At 28.4% G+C, this 20,246-nt stretch carries 21 protein-coding genes, 4 tRNA genes and 1 pseudogene; 6 read left to right on the forward strand and 20 right to left on the reverse strand.

Features of this window, described 5'->3' with window-relative positions:
* Positions 1 to 111 precede the first annotated feature (111 nt).
* The 8 genes and pseudogenes from VLK81_RS06700 to VLK81_RS06735 all read right to left on the reverse strand — a co-directional run bounded on the left by VLK81_RS06700 (position 112) and on the right by VLK81_RS06735 (position 4,744).
* A complete protein-coding gene (locus VLK81_RS06700; RefSeq protein WP_324619880.1) occupies positions 112 to 843 on the reverse strand; it encodes a hypothetical protein in 732 nt (243 codons plus the stop codon).
* Positions 844 to 855: 12 nt separating this feature from the next.
* Positions 856 to 1,266, reverse strand: a pseudogene (locus VLK81_RS06705) (DUF4355 domain-containing protein); the annotation flags it as partial.
* A gap of 12 nt (positions 1,267 to 1,278) precedes the next feature.
* Positions 1,279 to 1,410: a hypothetical protein gene (locus VLK81_RS06710; protein ID WP_324619881.1), complete on the reverse strand. Its 132-nt coding sequence runs from the start codon at positions 1,408 to 1,410 to the stop codon at positions 1,279 to 1,281.
* A 216-nt stretch (positions 1,411 to 1,626) separates the two neighbouring features.
* Positions 1,627 to 2,016 (reverse strand): WDGH domain-containing protein, encoded by a 390-nt coding sequence (locus VLK81_RS06715; protein ID WP_324619882.1) that lies wholly within the window; start codon positions 2,014 to 2,016, stop codon positions 1,627 to 1,629.
* A 53-nt stretch (positions 2,017 to 2,069) separates the two neighbouring features.
* A complete protein-coding gene (locus tag VLK81_RS06720) occupies positions 2,070 to 2,264 on the reverse strand; it encodes a hypothetical protein (protein ID WP_324619883.1) in 195 nt (64 codons plus the stop codon).
* A 1-nt stretch (position 2,265) separates the two neighbouring features.
* Positions 2,266 to 3,123 (reverse strand): polymorphic toxin type 50 domain-containing protein, encoded by an 858-nt coding sequence (locus VLK81_RS06725; RefSeq protein WP_324620488.1) that lies wholly within the window; start codon positions 3,121 to 3,123, stop codon positions 2,266 to 2,268.
* A gap of 330 nt (positions 3,124 to 3,453) precedes the next feature.
* Entirely contained in the window at positions 3,454 to 3,747 is a 294-nt protein-coding gene (locus VLK81_RS06730; protein WP_324619884.1) for a hypothetical protein, read from the reverse strand.
* Entirely contained in the window at positions 3,719 to 4,744 is a 1,026-nt protein-coding gene (locus VLK81_RS06735; RefSeq protein WP_324619885.1) for a hypothetical protein, read from the reverse strand. Before VLK81_RS06735 ends, VLK81_RS06730 begins: the two co-directional genes overlap by 29 nt.
* Positions 4,745 to 4,884: 140 nt before the next feature.
* On the opposite strand from VLK81_RS06735, the gene VLK81_RS06740 reads away from it, so the two are divergent.
* The 3 genes from VLK81_RS06740 to VLK81_RS06750 all read left to right on the forward strand — a co-directional run bounded on the left by VLK81_RS06740 (position 4,885) and on the right by VLK81_RS06750 (position 7,024).
* Complete coding sequence (locus tag VLK81_RS06740) at positions 4,885 to 5,034, forward strand: site-specific integrase (RefSeq protein ID WP_324619886.1); 150 nt, start codon at positions 4,885 to 4,887, stop codon at positions 5,032 to 5,034.
* A 3-nt stretch (positions 5,035 to 5,037) separates the two neighbouring features.
* Positions 5,038 to 5,445: a tyrosine-type recombinase/integrase gene (locus VLK81_RS06745; RefSeq protein WP_324620490.1), complete on the forward strand. Its 408-nt coding sequence runs from the start codon at positions 5,038 to 5,040 to the stop codon at positions 5,443 to 5,445.
* A gap of 157 nt (positions 5,446 to 5,602) precedes the next feature.
* Positions 5,603 to 7,024 carry an IS3 family transposase gene (locus VLK81_RS06750; protein WP_324618672.1) on the forward strand — a complete coding sequence of 474 codons (1,422 nt, stop codon included), beginning with the start codon at positions 5,603 to 5,605 and terminating at the stop codon, positions 7,022 to 7,024.
* Between the two features lie 205 nt (positions 7,025 to 7,229).
* Here the strand turns inward: VLK81_RS06750 and tnpA are convergent, their stop codons facing one another.
* The 5 genes from tnpA to VLK81_RS06775 form a co-directional block, all read right to left on the reverse strand.
* Positions 7,230 to 7,703 carry an IS200/IS605 family transposase gene (gene tnpA, locus VLK81_RS06755; RefSeq protein WP_324618628.1) on the reverse strand — a complete coding sequence of 158 codons (474 nt, stop codon included), beginning with the start codon at positions 7,701 to 7,703 and terminating at the stop codon, positions 7,230 to 7,232.
* A gap of 194 nt (positions 7,704 to 7,897) precedes the next feature.
* A tRNA-Arg gene (locus VLK81_RS06760) sits at positions 7,898 to 7,974 on the reverse strand.
* Positions 7,975 to 8,013: 39 nt separating this feature from the next.
* Positions 8,014 to 8,088: transfer RNA gene (locus VLK81_RS06765), tRNA-Gly, on the reverse strand.
* Positions 8,089 to 8,099: 11 nt separating this feature from the next.
* Positions 8,100 to 8,175 (reverse strand) — tRNA-Val (locus tag VLK81_RS06770).
* A gap of 4 nt (positions 8,176 to 8,179) precedes the next feature.
* Positions 8,180 to 8,256: transfer RNA gene (locus VLK81_RS06775), tRNA-Met, on the reverse strand.
* A gap of 164 nt (positions 8,257 to 8,420) precedes the next feature.
* Between VLK81_RS06775 and VLK81_RS06780 the strand changes: the two genes are divergently transcribed.
* The 3 genes from VLK81_RS06780 to VLK81_RS06790 are packed head-to-tail and all read left to right on the forward strand — an operon-like array spanning position 8,421 to position 9,850.
* On the forward strand, positions 8,421 to 8,879 hold the full coding sequence (locus VLK81_RS06780) for an ATP-binding cassette domain-containing protein (RefSeq protein ID WP_324619887.1): 459 nt from the start codon (positions 8,421 to 8,423) through the stop codon (positions 8,877 to 8,879).
* Positions 8,842 to 9,054, forward strand: coding sequence for a hypothetical protein (locus tag VLK81_RS06785; protein ID WP_324619888.1), 213 nt, complete (start codon positions 8,842 to 8,844; stop codon positions 9,052 to 9,054). The genes VLK81_RS06780 and VLK81_RS06785 overlap by 38 nt, the downstream gene beginning before the upstream one ends.
* Positions 9,047 to 9,850 (forward strand): ABC transporter permease, encoded by an 804-nt coding sequence (locus VLK81_RS06790; RefSeq protein ID WP_324619889.1) that lies wholly within the window; start codon positions 9,047 to 9,049, stop codon positions 9,848 to 9,850. Before VLK81_RS06785 ends, VLK81_RS06790 begins: the two co-directional genes overlap by 8 nt.
* Before the next feature lie 32 nt (positions 9,851 to 9,882).
* Here the strand turns inward: VLK81_RS06790 and VLK81_RS06795 are convergent, their stop codons facing one another.
* The 7 genes from VLK81_RS06795 to zapA are packed head-to-tail and all read right to left on the reverse strand — an operon-like array spanning position 9,883 to position 20,244.
* The gene (locus VLK81_RS06795; protein WP_324619890.1) at positions 9,883 to 10,968 is read right to left on the reverse strand and encodes a tetratricopeptide repeat protein; all 1,086 of its coding nucleotides are present in this window, start codon (positions 10,966 to 10,968) and stop codon (positions 9,883 to 9,885) included.
* Positions 10,969 to 11,727, reverse strand: coding sequence for a hypothetical protein (locus tag VLK81_RS06800; RefSeq protein WP_324619891.1), 759 nt, complete (start codon positions 11,725 to 11,727; stop codon positions 10,969 to 10,971).
* A complete protein-coding gene (locus VLK81_RS06805) occupies positions 11,717 to 13,372 on the reverse strand; it encodes a B12-binding domain-containing radical SAM protein (protein ID WP_324619892.1) in 1,656 nt (551 codons plus the stop codon). Before VLK81_RS06805 ends, VLK81_RS06800 begins: the two co-directional genes overlap by 11 nt.
* Positions 13,372 to 15,060: an arginine--tRNA ligase gene (gene argS, locus VLK81_RS06810; protein WP_324619893.1), complete on the reverse strand. Its 1,689-nt coding sequence runs from the start codon at positions 15,058 to 15,060 to the stop codon at positions 13,372 to 13,374. Before argS ends, VLK81_RS06805 begins: the two co-directional genes overlap by 1 nt.
* A gap of 13 nt (positions 15,061 to 15,073) precedes the next feature.
* Complete coding sequence (locus tag VLK81_RS06815; protein WP_324619894.1) at positions 15,074 to 17,437, reverse strand: endonuclease MutS2; 2,364 nt, start codon at positions 17,435 to 17,437, stop codon at positions 15,074 to 15,076.
* Complete coding sequence (locus VLK81_RS06820; protein ID WP_324619895.1) at positions 17,437 to 19,701, reverse strand: U32 family peptidase; 2,265 nt, start codon at positions 19,699 to 19,701, stop codon at positions 17,437 to 17,439. The genes VLK81_RS06815 and VLK81_RS06820 overlap by 1 nt, the downstream gene beginning before the upstream one ends.
* 3 nt (positions 19,702 to 19,704) lie before the next feature.
* Positions 19,705 to 20,244, reverse strand: a complete 540-nt coding sequence (zapA, locus tag VLK81_RS06825; RefSeq protein ID WP_324619896.1) for a cell division protein ZapA — start codon at positions 20,242 to 20,244, stop codon at positions 19,705 to 19,707.
* Positions 20,245 to 20,246: the final 2 nt, after the last annotated feature.

Here is a 20,246-nt window from a genome sequence, read left to right on the forward strand (position 1 = left end):
AGTTACCTTAAAGACACCGTCAAGCCTTTCAGCATAAAGAGCAATAGCAGATAACGTAACAGTCTCTGCATTTAATCTTTGCTTATCCACATCCTTAGTAACTCCAATAATTCAAGTAGAATCAGTTACAAAATCAAAAGCCTTACCAAGTTCACCACCATTTACAACAGCATAAGATATACATAAATTATCAGAAGCAGTCGCATATAAAGTGCCTTTGTCTACAGATGAAGTAATTACTGCAATGTCAGCACCTAAGAAATTTTGAACATAATTAAGACCGAACTCCTTTTGAACCGTAATATTAGCCTTAGCTAAATAATCAGCTGCATCCATTGGGTTAATAAACACAATAGTATTTACACCATCATCTTCGAAAACCTTTTGAACAGATCCCCAGCCTTGAGCCATAGCCCCCTGAAGACCCTTACCCTTGGCAGTTCCAGTAGCAGTAGCAAGTTGAGCAAAAAGCTTAGTTCTAATATCTTTTTGTAGCTCCTTGATAAGTTCACCATCAGTTAAAGTAACGGCCCTATCAAAGCCATATTTTTGAATATCTTCAGCTGCAACAGCCTTTCTATGCTTTGAGAACTTAAGCTCAATAGGATCCCCATCTTCAAGTTCAACTTGAGATAGAGGAATTAAATCTCCCTTATCAACTTCACCACTTTTTAAAACAACCTTAGACTTATAAGTCTTAATCACAGAACCAACAGGCATAGGTAACTTTCTTTCAATCCCCAGCATTTGTTGTAAAGTGGTCATTTTCTTTCCAAACATTTCAGCAAAATCAATCGATTGAGCCTTATTTAATTTTTCAGTTAATCCTTCTAATTTAGCCATTATTATCACTCCTTAATCAAATAATTCAATATTATCAGCTATCATTCTTCTTCTTTCAATAGGATCCTTAATCTCTAAAATTTCAGCCTTAGATAAACCCTTAGACCCAGCCATCTTTTTTGGAGTAGTCCCCTTTAGCTTTTCCTTTACAGCCTTTTCAAGTTCAGTCTTAAAGTACATTATAAAGTTTGAAGAGTTTTTCTTAGTGTCTTCTGCGTTATTAGTTACAAGCATATCTACAAGCTCATCAGAAACAGAAATTCCCTCTTCCTTAAAAGAGTTTCTAACTTCTTTTGCAAGCTTGTTTCTTAAGTTTTCAGATTTGAGAGAATTTAATTCATCCTCAATCTTTTCTTTTTCATACTTAAGCTTTTCATTGGCATTCATATTTGCCAGCTTTTCTGCTTCAGAAATCTCTTCTTCCTTTTTCTTTTGCTACTTTGCAAACTTCTCCGAGATAATCCTATCCAAATCTTCATCAGAATATTTCTTTTCAGAAACCTCTTTTTCTTCCGTCTTTACTTCTTCAGTTTTCACTTCGTCTTTTGTTTCTAAATTTTCGTCCATATCTTCCTCCATAATTTATACTTACAATGCTTAAGTTTCCATATAGTTTTGAGTCGTAAATGCTTGGACATATAAAAATAGACAGTTTATAGACTTATCCAGGTCTTGTCTTCTTCCTAAAGACGCGAAATTCCTTATATCTTCACACGATTAACTCACGATTAATTCGTGTAGATATCAACTTTTGTTTTAGATTTTAACACGATTATTTCATGATTATTGTTTCAATATACTATTTAGTCTTGTAATATCTTCAGGCTTATGCCCATCATATTCTGGAGCATATTCCAATTCTTTTACCTTGAAATTATCCCAATAATCTAAATGATAATGATAAGTATATTGCCCTTCAGGAGTTTTTATTCCACATATAAAATAATTGTCATACATTGTTCCGTCACTATGATACTTTGATTTCCATGATATATCTTGATTTTGGTTAAGTATTATCGAAAAAAGTACCATTCTATGAAAATAGAGTTCGTCAAATGTATGGTACCCATCTGATATACCGCCTGTATCTTCTCCGTCATCTTTCATTTGCTTAAGGACCGAGTTTATAAATCCTTTCATAATATGGGCTGTTGGTTTTTTTACGTGTTTCATGATTTCCTCCAATAAAAAAGCACCTCTAACATTTATTTGTCAGTGTGCTTTATTTAATCTAATATTTCTATTTTTTTAATCTCAGATTGATTGATTAAAACATTCTCAAATTCAAGCATGTTTTCTTCATCGCCATCATCTTTTAAATAAAAATTAGTACATCTTATATTTTTCCAATTATCTCCATCTGTAAAATAAATATTAACAAACCTGTTCTTTGACTTTTTCATAACTTCTACATTAACCATCTTATCTTTCCTCCCTTGGAACTAAATGTACCCATTTATTATCTTTGTAGTGAATACTAAAGTATTTACTCTTGATACCATTAATGATTCCTACAAAATCACGATAATTTATAAACTCTTTCTTTGTCCAAATTCCACGCTTATCCCTTTTTAATTCTCCAGTTCCTGCTGTTTCATTAATAATATTTTGAATTTCTTTTTCAGAAGGAATAATAACACTTTTTCCTTTATCATATCTCTTACTATTAATATTATGTTCCTCATATTTTTCATGATTTAATATTTTCTCATGATGCTTAATCCAGTTTCTTATAGCTTCATCATCTTGTACCTCAATTGGCTTATCTATATTATACCCCAAATCTTCATCTTTATCCATATCATAATACGCAGCAACACTACATCTACAAAAGGGATGCATAGGTGGAAGAGTATTACCCATGCTGGCATCTTTCATATCGAAAACTTGATTATTAAAAGGTGCACATATATGACAAGCTCCAGGTTCAGCTATCCAAATATATTTATCATATCCGCCCTCTTTCATTAGCTTTAGTCCTGCCCAAACTTGTACCCTTGCAGTTTCAGTAACAGCTAGCCTAAAAGCATTAAAAAGAGCATTTTCTTTACCAGTATCTGACATATTCCTTTTCAAATGCTCATGCATTATTCCAGACCACTGCCTAGGATTTTCTCCAAGTATAAGAGACCTGTGAAGTCCATTTTCAAGGCTATTTTGTAATTCCTGGCCATTTACCCAGATCCTATTACTAAACGAAGTACCTTTGAAATCTCCATTTATTATAGCCTCTTGGTCTTTTAATACTTTCTTTAATGTCTCATCACCAAGACCAAGAATACCTGCTTGTCTTTTAGCTTCTTCTAAGTGCCATCTTTATTCATTGGTGGGAGTTTGATTTCCATATTTTTTCAATATTCCAAACTCCTTTGTATAATATTGCTATTTTACATTTGTCAAATTTTATTTCTCTTAATCATGTCTTTAATATCCTTTTCTATTTTATACTGCTCAAAAATTTCTTTCAAAGAAAAAAATCAATGCTATTATAAAAACACAAACCTTAACAGTTAAGATGAAGCCGATTAAAAATATCACATATCCTATTAAAGCTTTTATCATTTTTACCTCCAATAAAAAAGCACATCTAAAATATAATTGTTAGTGTGCTTATTCAAAAACAATATTCAATTTTTCATTAATAATATTTGGGATTACCCAAGCACAGTAATCATTCCATTTTGAAAGATTAATTTTATTAATGAACTCTTTATTAAATGTCTCAACTTCTTCTTTTGGTATCAACCAACCATATAAAGAATCGACTTCCATTCCATTAAATTGTACATCCTCACATTGACCAAAATCTAAGAAAAAAACTTTATTTAATTTATTAGCTTCAGCTTGAACTAATTCGAAAAATTTAATAAATTCATTATTTTCCTGTGTTCTTAATCCTAGCATTATTGACACCTCCTCTTAGAATTGTCACAAATTCATTGTTTTTATTAGCCAATACAACATCATCACCCTTAACATAAGCAATCAAAGGGTCTGTCTGTCCTCTCCAGTTTATATTTCTAATAATTCTATCATTGTTCTCAACTATATCATAGATTATAGCGATAAATTTTTTCCTGTCAGCTTCTAAACTTGCGTCTAATTTAAAGTCTCTCATATGTTTTCTAGATTTTTTACCAAACTGTTTATTATTTATCTTAAACTTATGTTTATTGGAAAAATCATTTCTTTCTTCTATTTTATCACTTTTATCAATATCAGTCCATTTTTTAGTCCAAACATCTTGTTTCTTGTTATTTCCAGGTAAATAATCAACTGTGCATCTACATCTTTGGTGCCTTCTATATACATCTTTTGGAACGTCCGGATATTCATATACTCCAACTGCATCCTTACACCACTTACAGCAATTACCAGCTTCTTTTCTAATTATTTTTGGTCTTAGTCCAGATTTGTACTGAAATTCAGCATTTGTTTTTATTGTGTCATCTACTATAGCTTGTGTGAAGTTTATTATCGGTTCTTCTAAGAGCCATTTTCCATCTTCAAATGTATTATACCCAGATATTTTATTTACTATTCCATCTATCCTATCTTGATTTAGGTCTGCTTTTATTGCTTTTAATGAAATATTGGATTTCTTATTTAATACTTCTTGAACATTCCTGGAATAATCTCCCACTATATCATAATTCCGCTTCAGATTTGGTTCTATTATTCTTTTTGCTATGTTGTAATAGATTCTATTGTCTGGTAGCAAATCTACTCTTATTTCGCCTGTAAATGCTTCTGAAAGTATTTTACCAATTTCAATGGCGAATTCGTTGGAGTCTATGTGGTTGGCATTTTTATTTTTTAGTTTTTGGATTTTTTCTTTGATTATTTTACTTTTTTTCAGTTTTATTTTTAAATAAGTCCTACTGCAACTACCTCTATACAAACGACTATATAGTAAAAAACTATTGTGCAAACATTGTCTTCCCTAGAGAAGAACTAGAACCAGTAGAAATAAAATACTTTACCAAAGAAAAACAGATAAAGCTACAAGAAAACCTAGACCTAGAAAAAGACACCGACCTAATGATACTTCTAGTGCTAAGCTCAGGTCTTAGATCAGGAGAAGCAAGAGGCTTAAAATGGGAAAACCTAAAAAATAACACCCTAACCATAGGCCATAAAATTCAGTTTGTAACGAGAGTAGAAAAAGATGGGACCAGAAACTCAAAATAAGAAATATCAGAACTAAAAACAGCATCATCATATAGAAAAATTCCACTCCCAGAATCCGTATCCAAAGTGCTAAAAAAGCACAAAATAAAAGAGGCAGAAATAAAACTACTACTAGGAAAAGAGTATCATGACGAGGGTTTCATATTCGCAAGAGGAGATGGAAAACTACTAGGCAGAAGAAGATTAGGAAGAAGATTAGAAAAACTAGAAGATAAGCTTAAACTTACAAAAGTTAATCCCCACGGCCTAATGCGCACCTACTGCACAAGACTTATAGAAGAAAACATACCAGTAAAACAATTCAGAGCCTACTGGGACACTCCGATAAAAACAACCCTAAACATCTACGCCCATTTTACAGGAGATGGTAAAGACGAAGCAGTAAAAATATTGAATATTTATTCGCCTTAAATTCATAGCATAGTTGGCAAAAAGTTGGCACACAGAATGAAAAGTTATAAAAACTTATGCTAAATTATATAAAAATAAAAATCATAACCACCGGCTAATGAACTGACCCCAAAAAGTTGGACCTAAAAAAACCAACTTTGAGGAGGTCAGTTTTTTCATGACAAAATATAGTACAGAATTTAAGATGAAAATAGTACAAGAATACTTAAATAAAGAAGGAGGATATAAATATTTAACTGATAAATATGGACTCAGTGATCATTCAGTAGTCAGAAGATGGGTAAATTCATACAAAACACAAGGATATGAAGGCTTAAAAATTTCTAGAAAAAATAATAGTTACTCTTTCGAATTTAAGAAGAATATAGTAAACTTGTACTTAACAGGAGAAATGTCCTATCAAGAACTTTCTAATCAATTTAAGATTAATAATCCAGCGATCATTGCTAGATGGGTAATTGATTTTAGAAATCAAGGACTTGATGGACTTAGACCTAAAAAGAGAGGAAGACCTTCAAGTATGACTAAAGATAAAAATAATGAAAAAGAAAAAGAACAAGTAAAGAAAGAATATTCTAAGGAAGGGATAGACGAAATTGCTGAACTTAAAGATAAGCTTTACTGGGCACAAATGGAAATAGATTTTCTAAAAAAAAAAGATGGAATTAGAGGACGAGGAAGATCAGAAAATGAGAGAATGGCTAGAATAATTCACTCATTAAGAGAAAAATATCCACTAAAAGATTTACTTAAACAATTTAATTTTCCAAAATCAACATACATGTATTGGCAAAAAAGATTTGATAGAAAAAATAAAGATGAAGCCTTTGAGAATCAAATCAAGAAAATGAGAAAAGATAATCCAAACTATGGATACAGAAGAATACATGCGATGCTTAGAAGACTTGGAATTTTAATAAACAAGAAAAAAGTTCAAAGGTTGGTACAGAAGCTGAAACTTCAGGTAACAAACTTTGCACGTAAATCAAGAAAATATTACTCATACAAGGGAACAGTAGGTAAAGTAGCACCAAATAGGATAAAAAGAAGATTTAAAACATCTGTAGTACATCAAAAAATCACAACAGATACAAGTGAATTCAAATACTATGAAACAGATAAGTATGGGAATATGCAAGTAAAAAAACTTTACTTAAATCCTTTCTTGGATATGTTTAATGGAGAAATCATTAGCTATTCAATAACAACTTCACCTACATTAGATGCAATAATAACATCACTTGAAGAAGCAATTTCAAAGACTTCAGATTGCAAGTTTAAAAGAATATTCCATTCAGATCAAGGATGGGCATATCAATTAAAACAATATACTGAAAAATTAGAATCTAATGGAATTTTACAGAGTATGTCAAGAAAAGGAAATTGCTTAGATAATTCTCCTATGGAGAATTTCTTCGGGATATTAAAACAAGAAATTTACTATGGTAGAACGTTTAAATCATTTAACGAACTAAAAAAGACAATAGAAGAATATATAAAATATTACAATGAAGATAGAATAAAAGAAAAACTTGGATATTTAAGTCCAGTTGAATATAGGAAATTGAATGCAGCTTAGCTGCGATTTCCCCTAGGGGAAATATGAGGACAAAAAAACCAGAGACAAATATTTCTAAATGTCTCTGGTATAAAGTCCAACTTTTTGGGGTCACCTTATAAGCCGGTGGTTTGTTTTGCCCCTATAAGGGGCTGTTACCGGCAGCATTTCATGCTTCGAACTTTCTTTCTCGTGCACCAATTTTCACAGCTGGTGCTAAAGCACCTTACTTTTTGCTTTTGTTTACTTGCTCTCCCGTAAACGGGTCTACAAATTCTTTAATGCTTATTTGGTCTGCCATGTAATCTTCTTTTAATTGATTTTTTATATATTCTTGTATTTTTTTCGCATTTTTTCCTGCTGTATCTACATAATATCCTCTGCACCAAAAATGTCTATTTCCGTATTTGTATTTTAAGTTTGCATGTCTATCAAATATTATCAAACTACTTTTTCCTTTTAAATAGCCCATTGTTTGAGATATGCTGTATTTCGGTGGAATTTCTAACAACATATGAATATGGTCTGGACAACATTCTGCTTCTATTATGCTTATTCCTTTTCTATCACATAAGTCCCTTAATATTTTTCCTATATCTTGTTTTAACCTTCCATATATTACTTGTCTTCTATATTTTGGAGCAAATACTATATGATACTTACAATTCCATGATGTATGTGATAAACTATTATTATCCATTTAGGATACCTCCCTTTTCTGTCTATGCTACTGCCAGTAACATAAATAGTTTATCATGGGAGGTTTTTTGCTTGAAGCTAAAGCTTATTTTTTCTACCACCAGCATAGCTGGTGGTTTATTCATGCTAAAGCGCACAAAAATAAGATTCCTAAAAATACACATTTTAGGAATCTATAAAAGAATATAAAACCAATGGCGCGTCATAAGAGATTCGAACTCCTGGTCTTTCGGTTCGTAGCCGAATGCTTTATCCAGCTAAGCTAATGACGCTTAGATATATAAAAAACTCAGAAAAAATCTGAGTTTTCATGGAGCGGAAGACGAGATTCGAACTCGCGACCCTCGCCTTGGCAAGGCGATGCTCTACCACTGAGCCACTTCCGCAAAAATATGAATGGTGGGCGCAATAGGGCTCGAACCTATGACCCCCTGCTTGTAAGGCAGATGCTCTCCCAACTGAGCTATGCGCCCAAAATGGTAGCGGAGAAGGGATTTGAACCCCTGACACCGCGGGTATGAACCGCGTGCTCTAGCCAACTGAGCTACTCCGCCATCAAATGCAACATGTATATTATATATAAGTTTTAGTATTATTTATATAAATATATTATGGTCTTTTTTAAAATTTTTACTTTAATTTTTCTTAGTCTTTACAAATTATATATTTTATACTGAAAAAATGATTTTATTTATGATAAAATATTTGTGGTGATATTATGTTTAGATTTAATAATGTTTATTTTAAAGATATTTTAAAAAATATTAATTTATCCATTGAAAATAATGAGATGATAGGTATTACTGGAGAATCTGGGTCTGGTAAATCAACTTTTCTTAAACTTTTTAATAAATTTAATATTCCCTCTAAAGGAAATATTTATTATGATGATAAAAATATTTTAAATATAAAGTCAAATATTTTAAGAAAAGAAGTTATTATGATGCCAGAGGCTCCCTATATTTATGGAAAAACTATTAATGACTTTTTATATACATCTCTATCATATAATTCAAAGGAAAATGTAAGTAAAGATAAAAAATATGAGCTTCTTAATCTTACTAATTTAAATAAAAATTTAAATGATAGCACATCTACATTATCTTCTGGAGAAGCAAAAAAGATTGGTTTTAGCCTCAATGATGCTTTTAAAACCAAAGTTTCTACTTTTAGATGAGCCAGTAAATTCATTAGACAAAGATCTTTCAGATAAAATTATGAAAAACTTGTACGAATATTTCAAGATTAATGACATAAGTATTATTTATATTTCACATAATAGGAGTCAATTAGAAAAATATTCAACTTCAATAATTGAAGTTTCTAATAAAGAGGTGAAAAAAATTGAGTAATGGAACTATTGATATACCTATAATTTATCTTTCAACTTTATATATTATTATTGGTGTTTTGTCTCTATATTTAAAAAGAAATAATATTTCATCTTATAAAGAACTTCTAGTGGCTGCTCTAAGAATGACGATTCAGCTTATTATAGCTGGTTTTGTACTAGACTATATCTTCAAAGATGCAAGTATAATTAAAAGTCTTGCTGGAATTATTATTATGCTAGCATTTACTATTTATACAATTTTTTCTAGATCTAGTTTTAATCTATCAAATGAGTTAAAATTCCTAATAGCTATTTCTATTATTTTTTCAAGTTTAATGGCTCTTAGTATTTTTATCATTTTAGTATTAAGAATAAAGCCTATTTATGATCCAAAATATGTACTCCCTCTTCTTGGAATGATTCTTGGCAATTCAATGACATCCATTATAATCTGTATTAATTCTATTTTTAATAAAATTGAAGATAGGAAAAATTTTATCCTTTCAGCAATGATGATCGGTTTAGATTCTAAAAATGTTTTAAAAAATATTTTAAATGAATCTTTTAAAGATGCTATTCTACCACAAATCAATTCTATGTTAGGGATGGGAATAGTATTTTTACCAGGTATGATGACAGGACAAATCCTTTCTGGCACTTCTCCTATTATAGCTATTAAATATCAGATTGGAATAATGTTATCTATATTTGTATCAGTTTGTATAGCAAATATTATAATAACTCAGTTCACTAGAAATATATTTTTTGATGAAAATGAAAATTTAAAACTAGAAATTAAGATGATAAAAAAATAAAGACTCAGCTGTATATTTCAGCTGGTCTTTATTTATTTAAAATTATCTTTTAAGGCTAACAAATTATCTAGAATTACTGGATTGATATCTATAAACTCTAAAAGTCTATCATAATCATCCTTTGCTTTTTCCTTATCATTATTTGCAAGATTTAATATCATCCTATTATATAATAACTGCTCATCATCTATATTCTTATCCAAGCCTTTATTTATAACGCTTAAAGCAGCGCTTATCTGTTTATTTTTAAAATAAAGGTTAGCAAGGTCAATATAGATTTCAGGATTAGTTAAACCATCTTCCAGAGCCTTTTCATAGAGTGGTTTTGCTTTATCTTCTTCTCCAGTTCTGTCTAAAATATAAGCTAAATAATAATTTACTATACCTTTTGGATTTAATGCCTTGCTTTTTTGAAACTCTATATATGCCCTATCTGTATTTGCCCTTTGTAAATACTCTACTCCCTTTTCAATTAGGGCTTTTGGCTCATTTTGATGTAGAATTTCCCTTATTTCATTTTTTGATGATTCATCACTAGTCTTATTTAAAGCCTTTTCTAAATATATCTTTGCCTTCAAATGCCTAGATTCATTAATATTTATTAGACCTAAAAGGTAATATGATAAAGGAAAATCTTCGTACTCGCTTGTAAGATTTTCCAAAATTTTATAAGCTTCAATATAAAGATTGTAATCATTATGTTTTTGGAACATACTATATAGACCCCTAGCATAATTATACTTGGCGTACTCTCCTAGTAAATTTCTATCAGAAAGGTATTTAAAATATAATATATTTAGATCGTCGTTATTTTTAAGAAGTTTAATAGCTTTATTAAAAATATATTTTTCAGAAATTCCACCGAGTTTTTTTAGAAATTTTTCATATTCTTTATTATATTTAAAACCTTCATCCAGATTTAAGATTAATATTGTCCCATCAATTATTTTATATAGGTCCAACTCATTCTTAAAATCTCCACTATTTATACCCTCTAATAAATCATCTGTAATAATAGGATAGAAAATATCTTTATTTAAATCACCTTCATAGGAATCCTTAAGTTCTATAAAACCGATCTTCTCTTTAAAATCTTTGAAATAATTTATAAGTTCCATTTATTTGTTATAACTCCTCTTCCTTCTATTTGAAAAAGCTAGTATTTTATAAAGCTCTCCCTTATAAACTAATAGAAAAGATAAGATAAATAAAATTATAACTGGCATTATCTTGTAATTAGCAAGTAAATTAAATATTTTAAAATTATATACTATTCCCAAATTTACTAATAAATAAGGAAAAATTAGAATTTGATTAAATAAGAAAAATAAAAATAAAAAAATTAAAGTATTTGGAAAAACCCAATTAATAAAATTATTTACTATGAAATTTATACCTTCATTTATTGAATCATAAGAGAACTTTTCTGAGATATATATACTTTCTAGGACAGCCGAAAATGTAATATATAATAAAAAAGTAATTATTAAATTTCCAATTAATCCAGAATTTGGAGATGTAACTAAAGAAATTAGTAACTCTATTATATAGTAGGTAAAAAACGCAGTAAATAATGGGCTTAAATATTTTTTCCCATTATCTAAAAAATCTTTTATTTCAAGAAGTTTTAGATTGTTACTCAAAACAATTCTCGCTAATACATATAAACTTGCTGAAGTAATAAAAACTTTTACTATATAAGCTAAAAATGACCCAACAAAATAACTAGCCCCTAAAATTCTAGAAATTAATATAGTCGCTAAATAGTACAAAATATTATAAGCAAGTAAATGCAAAGTAAGTATTGGAATATATTTAATTTTTTTAAAAGTATTTATAAATGCTTTCTTTTGTACAAAAATAAAATCACTTATCATTATCTTCCTCCTTTTCTAAAATTAAAAAATTTCCTTTTATAAACATATAAATTTTACCATCAATTTCCTCAAATTGAGAATATTTTAAAATATACTTTGAATCTATTCCACTAAATTCTTCAATTAATTCTTTATTTCTTTCAACAGTTTTTAAAACTTCATTTTTTTCTAAAATATTAAAATATTTACTAATGAGAGATTTTTGAGATCTATTATTATTCCTTAAATAGTCAATTCTTAGGCAGTCTAAAACATCTCTCTTATCAAGTTCCTTTTTTATTAAAAACTCAAGAAAAGCATCATAAAGTCCACTTTTAGAAATATTTTTTAGATAATATTTATCCTCCCAAAAACTAGCAAAATCTTCAAAAAAATCAAATGGACTATTATAAAATTCTTCCAATTGATTAATTGTATATTCAAAATTTTTTTCGTTATAAAATTTTTCTACCACATCCTCAATAACTTTCATTTTAAAAACATCATCTATACTAACCCACATATTTGATATAACTTCATAAGGGGGATCTTGTAAAAATCTATAATTATAAATCTTATAATCCTCTCTAAGTCTTGATCCTTTAAGAAGCTTTAAAAATCCTAGTTGTATTTTATCTATTTTAAGCGAGTAAAGATCATTAAATGATTTTTTAAAAATTTCATATGTTTCATATGGAAGTCCAAATATTAAATCCATGTGAATGTGTATTCCAGTTTCTTTAAGCTTCAAAACGCCTTCTTTTATATCATCAAAAGAGCCAACTCTATTTATTTCTTTTTCAGTTTGAAGATTGGTAGTTTGTAGACCAATTTCAAATTGAAACTGAGAGCTTCTAGCTTTTTTAAATAAACCTATAAATTCATCGCTTATTAAACTTGGATGAATTTCTAAATGAAATTTAGTTATATTATTGTCGTTGTCAATTAAAAATTTGATAAGATCATAGTGATAGGGTATAAAATTAAATGATCTATCAACAAATTTTACAATAGATACTTTACTATCAAGAATATTTTTTAATTCTTTAAAAACTATATCTTTATCCCTAACTCTAACTCCTTTATTTGTTGATGAAAGGCAAAATTTACAATTATAGGGACAGCCTCTTGAAACTTCATAATATAGATATTTGTTCTTATTAATATTTTCTTTCCTAAGATAAATACATGGAATATTATTTGTATTTTGAACAATATTATATCTACTATTTCCTTGTACTTCTCCATCTTTTTTATATAAAACACCATGTAAATTTATAATAGAATTGCTCTGAATCTTATCTAATAGACTTTCAATAACTTCTTCTCCCTCACCTATTATAAGAAAATCTATATCAGATTTTTTAAAAATTTCTTCATAATCAAATGAAACCTCTGGCCCACCAGCTACAATTTTTACATTTGAAATTTCTTTTAGGTAGGAGATTAAGTCTAGTGACATATTTATATTCCATATATATATTGAAAAAAGTACAAGATCATACCCACCTCTATAAATCTTATAAGCAATATTTTCAATTCTATCATTAATGGTATATTCTTCTAAACTTACATCGTATTTTTCTTTTAGAATATTATAAAAATAGTGAATTGCTAGGTTTTGGTGGGTATATCTTGAGTTTAAGCTCGTTAAAAGAAGCTTCATTACATTTTATCAGGAGAAGATATTCCCAAAAGTCCAAGTCCTGTTCTTAAAACTTTAACAGTAGCTTCTACAAGAAGTAGTCTTGGATATTTAATTTCATCTATCTCGCTTAGAATATGGCAAGTATTGTAGAATTTATTAAAACTTTTTGCAATCTTAACAAGATGTCTAGCAATAACACTTGGTTCTCTTTTTTCAAGTGCTAGCTTAACTTTTTCAGGAAAATCATATAAATCTTGAGCTAAGAATTTTTCTTCTTCATTACTTAGTTTAGAAAAATCTACGTCTTTTTTTATTTCTCCAGCTTTTTCTAATATAGACACTCCTCTTGCCTGAGAATATTGAACATAAGGACCTGTTTCACCTTCAAAGTTAAGAGTCTCTTCCCAATCAAATGTATAATCTTTTATTCTATTTGAGTATAAATCTTGGAAAATAACAGCTCCAATTCCAACCTGCCTACTTATTTCTTCCTTGTTTTCTAGATTTGGATCTCTTTGATTTATTATTTCCATTGTCTTATTAATAGCTTCATTTAGTACATCTTCTAGAAACACAACTTGACCTTTTCTTGTTGATAACCTCATATCTTTTAATAGTATAAGTCCAAAAGATATATGCTCGCAGTCTTTACTAAAGTCATAACCCATTTTTTGAAGTATAGCAAATAGCTGAGTGAAGTGAAGTTTTTGTTCTCCACCTACTACATAAATATTTTTAAAGAAATCATAATTTCTTTTTCTATAAAGTGCTGTAGCTATATCTCTAACAATATAAGTTGAGGTTCCATTTGATTTAACTATAATTACATTCGGAATATTATCGTCATCAAATTCTATAATTTCAGCACCATCACTTTTAACTAGAATATCCTTTTCTCTCAACTCTTTAATAACATCATCAACAAATTTTGAGCTAAAAGCTTCGCCATCAAAAGAATCAAACTCAATTCCAAGTAATTTATATACTCTATTAAATTCTTTTAGAGAAATTTCCTTAAACCAAGTCCATAATTCTACTGCTTCTTTATCTCCATCTTCTAGTTTTTTAAACCATGCTCTAGCATCATCTTTTTTTGATTCATCTTCTTCTTGAAGCTTAGTGTACTCAACATAAAGGTTTAGAAGTTCCTTGATTGGATTTTGAGATATTTTTTCCTTATCTCCAAATAGCTTATAAGCAGCAAGCATAACGCCAAATTGAGTACCATAATCTCCTAAATAATTGATAGCGACAGTATTATAGCCATTAAATTTGAAAATATTTCTTAAAGAATTACCTATTACAGTAGATCTTAAATGTCCAATATGAAATGGTTTAGCTATATTTGTAGAAGAAAAATCAAATGTAACAGTTTTCCCTTGGCCAATATTACTTGAACCATAATTTTCATTAGATAAAATTTCACTTACTACATTTTCTATTAAATCTTCAGACTTTACAAAAAAATTAAGATAAGGTCCCTTATTTTCTATTTTTGAAAATTCATTTGATTCTATTTTATTTTTAAGATCTTCAGCTATCATTACAGGAGATTTTTTTAAAGCTTTAGCTAGAAAAAAACAAGGTAGAGCATAGTCACCCATCGATTTTTCTGGAGGTATCTCAATAAGCTCATTAATTTCTTCGGCTGCTACGCCAGACTCCTTATTTAGAAGACTAGCGATTATTTGTTTATAATCTTTCATATTATTTTCTCCTTTACTTAAGTTTAATCTCTGTGACACCATCGCCACCTGCATTAAAATCAGCAAATTTTTTGCTCTTAATTAATTTATGTTTTTTAAGATAATCATTAACACCTTTTCTAAGTTGTCCTGTTCCCTTGCCATGAATAATTCTAGCATCTGTTACTCCTTGAATATACAAATTATCTAAAAACTTATCTATTTCTATCATTGCTTCTTCTATATTTAGACCTCTTATATCTAATTCAGTAGATGAAAAGTCTGATTTTTTTGCTTTAATAATATTTTTTATATTTACTCTTGATTCAATCTCTTCCCTACTTTTTGTTTTGACAACTGCATTTATATTAGAAGATATTTTTAAAATGCCAACCTCAACTAAAATACTTCCTTTGTTGTCAGGCCCTTCTACTACTGTACCTTCTTGATCTAAAGATAAAATTTTAACAGTATCTCCAAGCTCAATTGGGGAATTATCTTCTGCCATGATATTTAGAAAATCATAATTATCAGTTGAAGTTTCCCTATCTTTATTTGATAACCTATCCTTTAATTCATTGGCTCTTCTTACCTCATCTTTAGAAAAAGTATCCTTAGTTTTAATTTGGTTTATTTCATTTAATGCTTCTCTTGCTTCTTCTAGAGCTTCCTTAATAATTGAATTAGCTTCTTTCTTAGCCTTATCTATTATTTCTTTCTCTTTCTTTTCCTGCTTTTCAATTTCAATTTTTAGTCTTCTCTTTAAGGTTTCTATTTCTCTATTTGATTTTTCAGCTTCTAACTTAAATTCTCTTGTTTGAATTTTATTCTTTTCAATTTCTTCAAGAACATTTTCAAAGTCTATATTTTCTTTTGAAATAAGATCCCTAGCATATTCTATAACCTCTACATCTAAACCTAGTCTTTTTGATATTTCAAAAGCATTGGATTTACCTGGAACTCCTATTGAAAGTTTATAAGTTGGAGATAGGGTATTTAAATCAAACTCAACTGAAGCATTTTTTACACCTTTTGTTGTCAATCCATATACTTTAAGCTGAGAATAGTGGGTAGTTGCAAAGGTTATAACTCTTCTGTCTCTTAATTTATCTAAAATTGCCATTGCTAAAGCTGCGCCTTCAGTAGGATCAGTTCCTGCTCCCAACTCGTCAAATAAAGTAAGACTTTTATAATCAGCTTTTTCTAAGATTTTCACTATATTCGTCATGTGTGAAGAAAATGTAGAAAGTGATTGTTCAATACTTTGTTCGTCTCCAATATCAGCATAAACTTCTTCAAAAATAGCTACTTTCGATCCTTCATCACAAGGAATAAATAAACCTAATTGAGCCATCATTGTAATTAAACCAACAGTTTTTAAACTAACTGTTTTTCCTCCAGTATTAGGACCAGTTATTACAAGTGTTGTAAAGTTCTCACCATTATATATAGTAATTGGCACTACATTTTTGATATCCAGAAGAGGATGTTTAGCATTTTTTAAATGAATTATATTCTCATCATTTAATATTGGCTTAGTATATGAATAAAATTTAGCCATTTTTGCCCTGGCAAATATAATATCAAGATTTATTAGTGTAGTTTCGTTATATATTATTTCCCTAGAATATGCAGCTATTTCACTACTTAGAGCTTTTAAAATTCTATTAATTTCTTTAGTTTCCTCTATTTTTAACAGTGTAATTTCATTATTTAAATTTACAATTACTTCTGGCTCTATGAAAAAAGTAGATCCACTTGAAGATCTATCATGAATAATACCCTTGAATTTTGCTTTATACTCAGATTTTACAGGTAAAACATACCTACCATCTCTCATAGTTACTAGACTATCTTGAAGACTTGAATCTTTTTCTTTGTTAATAATTGAGTTTATTTTTTGCTTTATACTATCATTTTTATTTTTTAAGTCTAGTCTAATCTTATATAGCTCTCTAGAAGCATTATCAGCAATTTCATCATCCGAAATAATAATTCTATTAATTTCATCTTCAATATTTCTGAAAGTAAATAATGAGTTAAAGCTATTTACTATCATATCGTCAGCTTCTACACCGCGAACAAGATTTTTAAGTTCTCTTGAACATCTAAGTAATGAATCTATTTCTAATATTGAATGGGGAGTTAAAACTCCACCTTTTTTTGCAAAACTTAAACTCTCAGATACTTCATAAACTCCATAAAATCTAATATCATTTATCTTTTCAAGTAAATTTAAAGCAGTTGAAGTTTCTTCTTGTAATATAGATACTTCTTCTAAGGATGTCTTTATTTCGTAATCTCTAATTTTTTCTTTTGCTAAATTTGAGTCTGCAAAGCTTTCTAAATTGTCTATTATTTTATTTAATTCAAGTATTTTTTCTGATCTTTTATTCATTACATAATTTCCTTATCTAATTTACCTATAATAGAATTAATTTCTATTTTTTCTCCATCAATTAATCTTTTTATTTGGTAAGTAGAATCTACACTATCCAATTCAACTATATAGTAATCAATTCCAATTTTATCCAATTCTTTTTTAAAGTTAAAGTTGTTATATGGTTTGTCTCTATTTATAATAGTCATATTACCTTTCCTATAAAATGAATAGCTATCCATATCACCTTTTAAAGTTAAATCTTTACTAAATTTACAGTTTAAGCAGTTTTTATCACAGGAAGTAATTGACATAGGACAGTGCTTCATAACCATTTCTATATCTTTATATAAAAGATTTAAAGCTAATTTTTTATCAGTATTTTTTCTTATGTCAAATATTTCATCTATTGATAGTTCTGTAGATAAAGTTACAATATCATCTTTTACTAAATCACAAATAGCTGAATTAAATACATTTAAGCCCGCTAGATAAATTATAGGAAGATTGAACTTTTCTTTAATTAAATCTGCTTCCCAAATATTATAAACTGCAACTCCCTTTATTTTGTCTAGATTTTTTTCTATATACTTAATATCTCTATTTAAATCGTTAGTAGAATTTATAGGGGCTAATGAGTAAAAAATTCTATTATTTTTTATTTCAAATGAGCTATCAATTTCATCAGTTATAATAATATTATTTTTAAATACATCCAAAATGCTCCTATTTAATGACTTAGTTTTAATAATAAATTGAGTATCCTTTTCTAAATTTCTTTTAAATTCTTTTTCCCCAATCTCGATATTTTTATATTCTCTAATATACCTATTTGAAATTTCATTATATAAATTATTTAATGCTAATCTTCTTAGTTCATTCAAATCTTTTTTTGAAATAAAAGCCTTACTATCAAAATCAGCCTCAATATTTTCTAAGTAAAATTTACTATCACCAAGCTTTGATAAGCTGCTTTTAATAAATTCAAAATTTAGAGGTTTATTTAATGCTTCATCTATATTAAAATCTAATTTTACTTCAGTTTTAAATTCTCCAGACTTAGCTTCAATATATGGAGCTTGACCTAGTTTTATTTTAACAAAAAAGCGTACAGGCTTTTTGTAACTATTTTCTATTTTTTCATAATCTAGATTAATATGCCTACCACTACTTACCCTACTTACAGATTCCCCATGAATAGCATCTGAAAATTTATCTAAAAAAATAAGCTCTCCTTTTTTATAGTCTTTAGGAACTGTAATAGTATAATCTTTTGATTTCAATCTAATTCTTAAACCATCATTTTTGTATATATCTTTTGAAAGCTCAATAGTTTTTTTGTTTTTATAAGTTATAACTTTACCAACTATATTTCCAATCTTTTCATTGTCGATAAAAATATAGTCCCTACCTCTTTCGTTTAATAAATGTCCATTTGTAAAAGGTCTTTTCGATAGTTCACTTAATAGACTCTCATCTATTTTTTTACCTTCTAGTAAATTTTTGTAATATTCAACACTTCCATAAACATATTCGCTTTTTTTCATCCTACCTTCAATTTTAAATGAGTCTATTTTTAAATCTACTAGGCTTTTTACATTATTCATTAAAGCTGTATCTTTAGGAGATAAGATTGGAATATTCTCAAATAATAGCTCGTTATTTTTATTAAATACACTGTAAGTTTTTCTACAAGGCTGAGCACACCTTCCCCTGTTTCCACTTCTTTCTCCAATATTAGAACTCATTAAGCATTTTCCAGAGTAGCAAATACAATTAGAACCATGTATAAATACTTCAAGTTCGATATTAGTGCTTTTCCTAATTTCCTCAAGTTCACTTAAAGAAAGTTCTCTAGCCAATGTAACTCTTTTAAATCCAATTTTTTCTAAATATTTAGTAGCATATACATTATTAGCGGAAAGCTGAGTTGAAGCATGAAAATCAAGATCTTTAAATATTTTTGAAGCAAGATTAAAAAGTCCTAAATCTTGGATTATTACCCCATCAACTCCAATTTTATAAATAAAATTTATAAAATCTAGTGCACTTTTTAATTCCTTTTCTTTTATAACTGTATTTACTGTTATATATACATTCATATTATGAAAGTGAATTTCTTTTACAATTTTTTCAAGATCTTCTTTTGTAAAGTTTTCTGCATAGGCCCTTGCTCCAAAATTTGGACCAGCCAAATAAACAGCATTAGCTCCTGCCGAAATTGCTGCATAAAGCATATCAAAATTACCAACAGGAGCTAAAATCTCATATTTAAAACTCATTAATTAGAGTCCTTTTATTCTCTTAAGATTTTCCTCTAATTCCTTCTGGATTTCTACATTCTCATTTTGAAGATTCTTAAGACTTATATTTAATTCAGTTATTTGTTGAGACTTGCTTTCTAGTGAAATATTTTTCTTCTTGTTTTCTTCTTCTAAACTGCTAATTTTTGCGTTCATTTCGCCTATTTTATTAAGAGATTCAATTAAATCACTTTTTAACTTACTTAAACTATTCTCAAGCTCAGTTTTTTCTTTAGTAATCTTATCAACTTCTTTAGAAATAGTTTGAAACCTTTGAATTGGTTCCTTAGATTCTTCAACTAAAGTATTATATTTAGATTCTTTTTCAAATAATTCTCCAGTTACATTCATTAGAACTAAAGTGTACAGATTAACAGGATTTAGTTTATTATTTCCTTTCCTAATCTCACTAATTTTTGAGTCAACATATTCTGCTATTCTTATAGTTTTATCATTGTTTTCATCAGATGAAAATGTAAATTTCATTCCATCAATAGTTACAGTTGTTCCTGTCGCACTCATTT

Source organism: Citroniella saccharovorans (genome assembly GCF_035481615.1).
Lineage (GTDB): Bacteria > Bacillota > Clostridia > Tissierellales > Peptoniphilaceae > Citroniella > Citroniella saccharovorans.

Excerpts from the sequence above, each read along its gene's own strand:
- VLK81_RS06720 (WP_324619883.1), bottom strand. The coding sequence starts at position 2,264 with ATGGTTAATGTAGAAGTTATGAAAAAGTCAAAGAACAGGTTTGTTAAT.
- VLK81_RS06785 (WP_324619888.1), top strand. The coding sequence starts at position 8,842 with ATGATGCTTTTAAAACCAAAGTTTCTACTTTTAGATGAGCCAGTAAAT.
- VLK81_RS06805 (WP_324619892.1), bottom strand. The coding sequence starts at position 13,372 with ATGAAGCTTCTTTTAACGAGCTTAAACTCAAGATATACCCACCAAAAC.
- argS (WP_324619893.1), bottom strand. The coding sequence starts at position 15,060 with ATGAAAGATTATAAACAAATAATCGCTAGTCTTCTAAATAAGGAGTCT.
- VLK81_RS06750 (WP_324618672.1), top strand. The coding sequence starts at position 5,603 with ATGACAAAATATAGTACAGAATTTAAGATGAAAATAGTACAAGAATAC.
- VLK81_RS06700 (WP_324619880.1), bottom strand. The coding sequence starts at position 843 with ATGGCTAAATTAGAAGGATTAACTGAAAAATTAAATAAGGCTCAATCG.
- VLK81_RS06780 (WP_324619887.1), top strand. The coding sequence starts at position 8,421 with ATGTTTAGATTTAATAATGTTTATTTTAAAGATATTTTAAAAAATATT.
- VLK81_RS06820 (WP_324619895.1), bottom strand. The coding sequence starts at position 19,701 with ATGAGTTTTAAATATGAGATTTTAGCTCCTGTTGGTAATTTTGATATG.
- VLK81_RS06730 (WP_324619884.1), bottom strand. The coding sequence starts at position 3,747 with ATGCTAGGATTAAGAACACAGGAAAATAATGAATTTATTAAATTTTTC.
- VLK81_RS06740 (WP_324619886.1), top strand. The coding sequence starts at position 4,885 with ATGATACTTCTAGTGCTAAGCTCAGGTCTTAGATCAGGAGAAGCAAGA.
- VLK81_RS06800 (WP_324619891.1), bottom strand. The coding sequence starts at position 11,727 with ATGATAAGTGATTTTATTTTTGTACAAAAGAAAGCATTTATAAATACT.
- VLK81_RS06795 (WP_324619890.1), bottom strand. The coding sequence starts at position 10,968 with ATGGAACTTATAAATTATTTCAAAGATTTTAAAGAGAAGATCGGTTTT.
- VLK81_RS06710 (WP_324619881.1), bottom strand. The coding sequence starts at position 1,410 with ATGGACGAAAATTTAGAAACAAAAGACGAAGTGAAAACTGAAGAAGTA.
- tnpA (WP_324618628.1), bottom strand. The coding sequence starts at position 7,703 with ATGGATAATAATAGTTTATCACATACATCATGGAATTGTAAGTATCAT.
- VLK81_RS06715 (WP_324619882.1), bottom strand. The coding sequence starts at position 2,016 with ATGAAACACGTAAAAAAACCAACAGCCCATATTATGAAAGGATTTATA.
- VLK81_RS06815 (WP_324619894.1), bottom strand. The coding sequence starts at position 17,437 with ATGAATAAAAGATCAGAAAAAATACTTGAATTAAATAAAATAATAGAC.
- zapA (WP_324619896.1), bottom strand. The coding sequence starts at position 20,244 with ATGAGTGCGACAGGAACAACTGTAACTATTGATGGAATGAAATTTACA.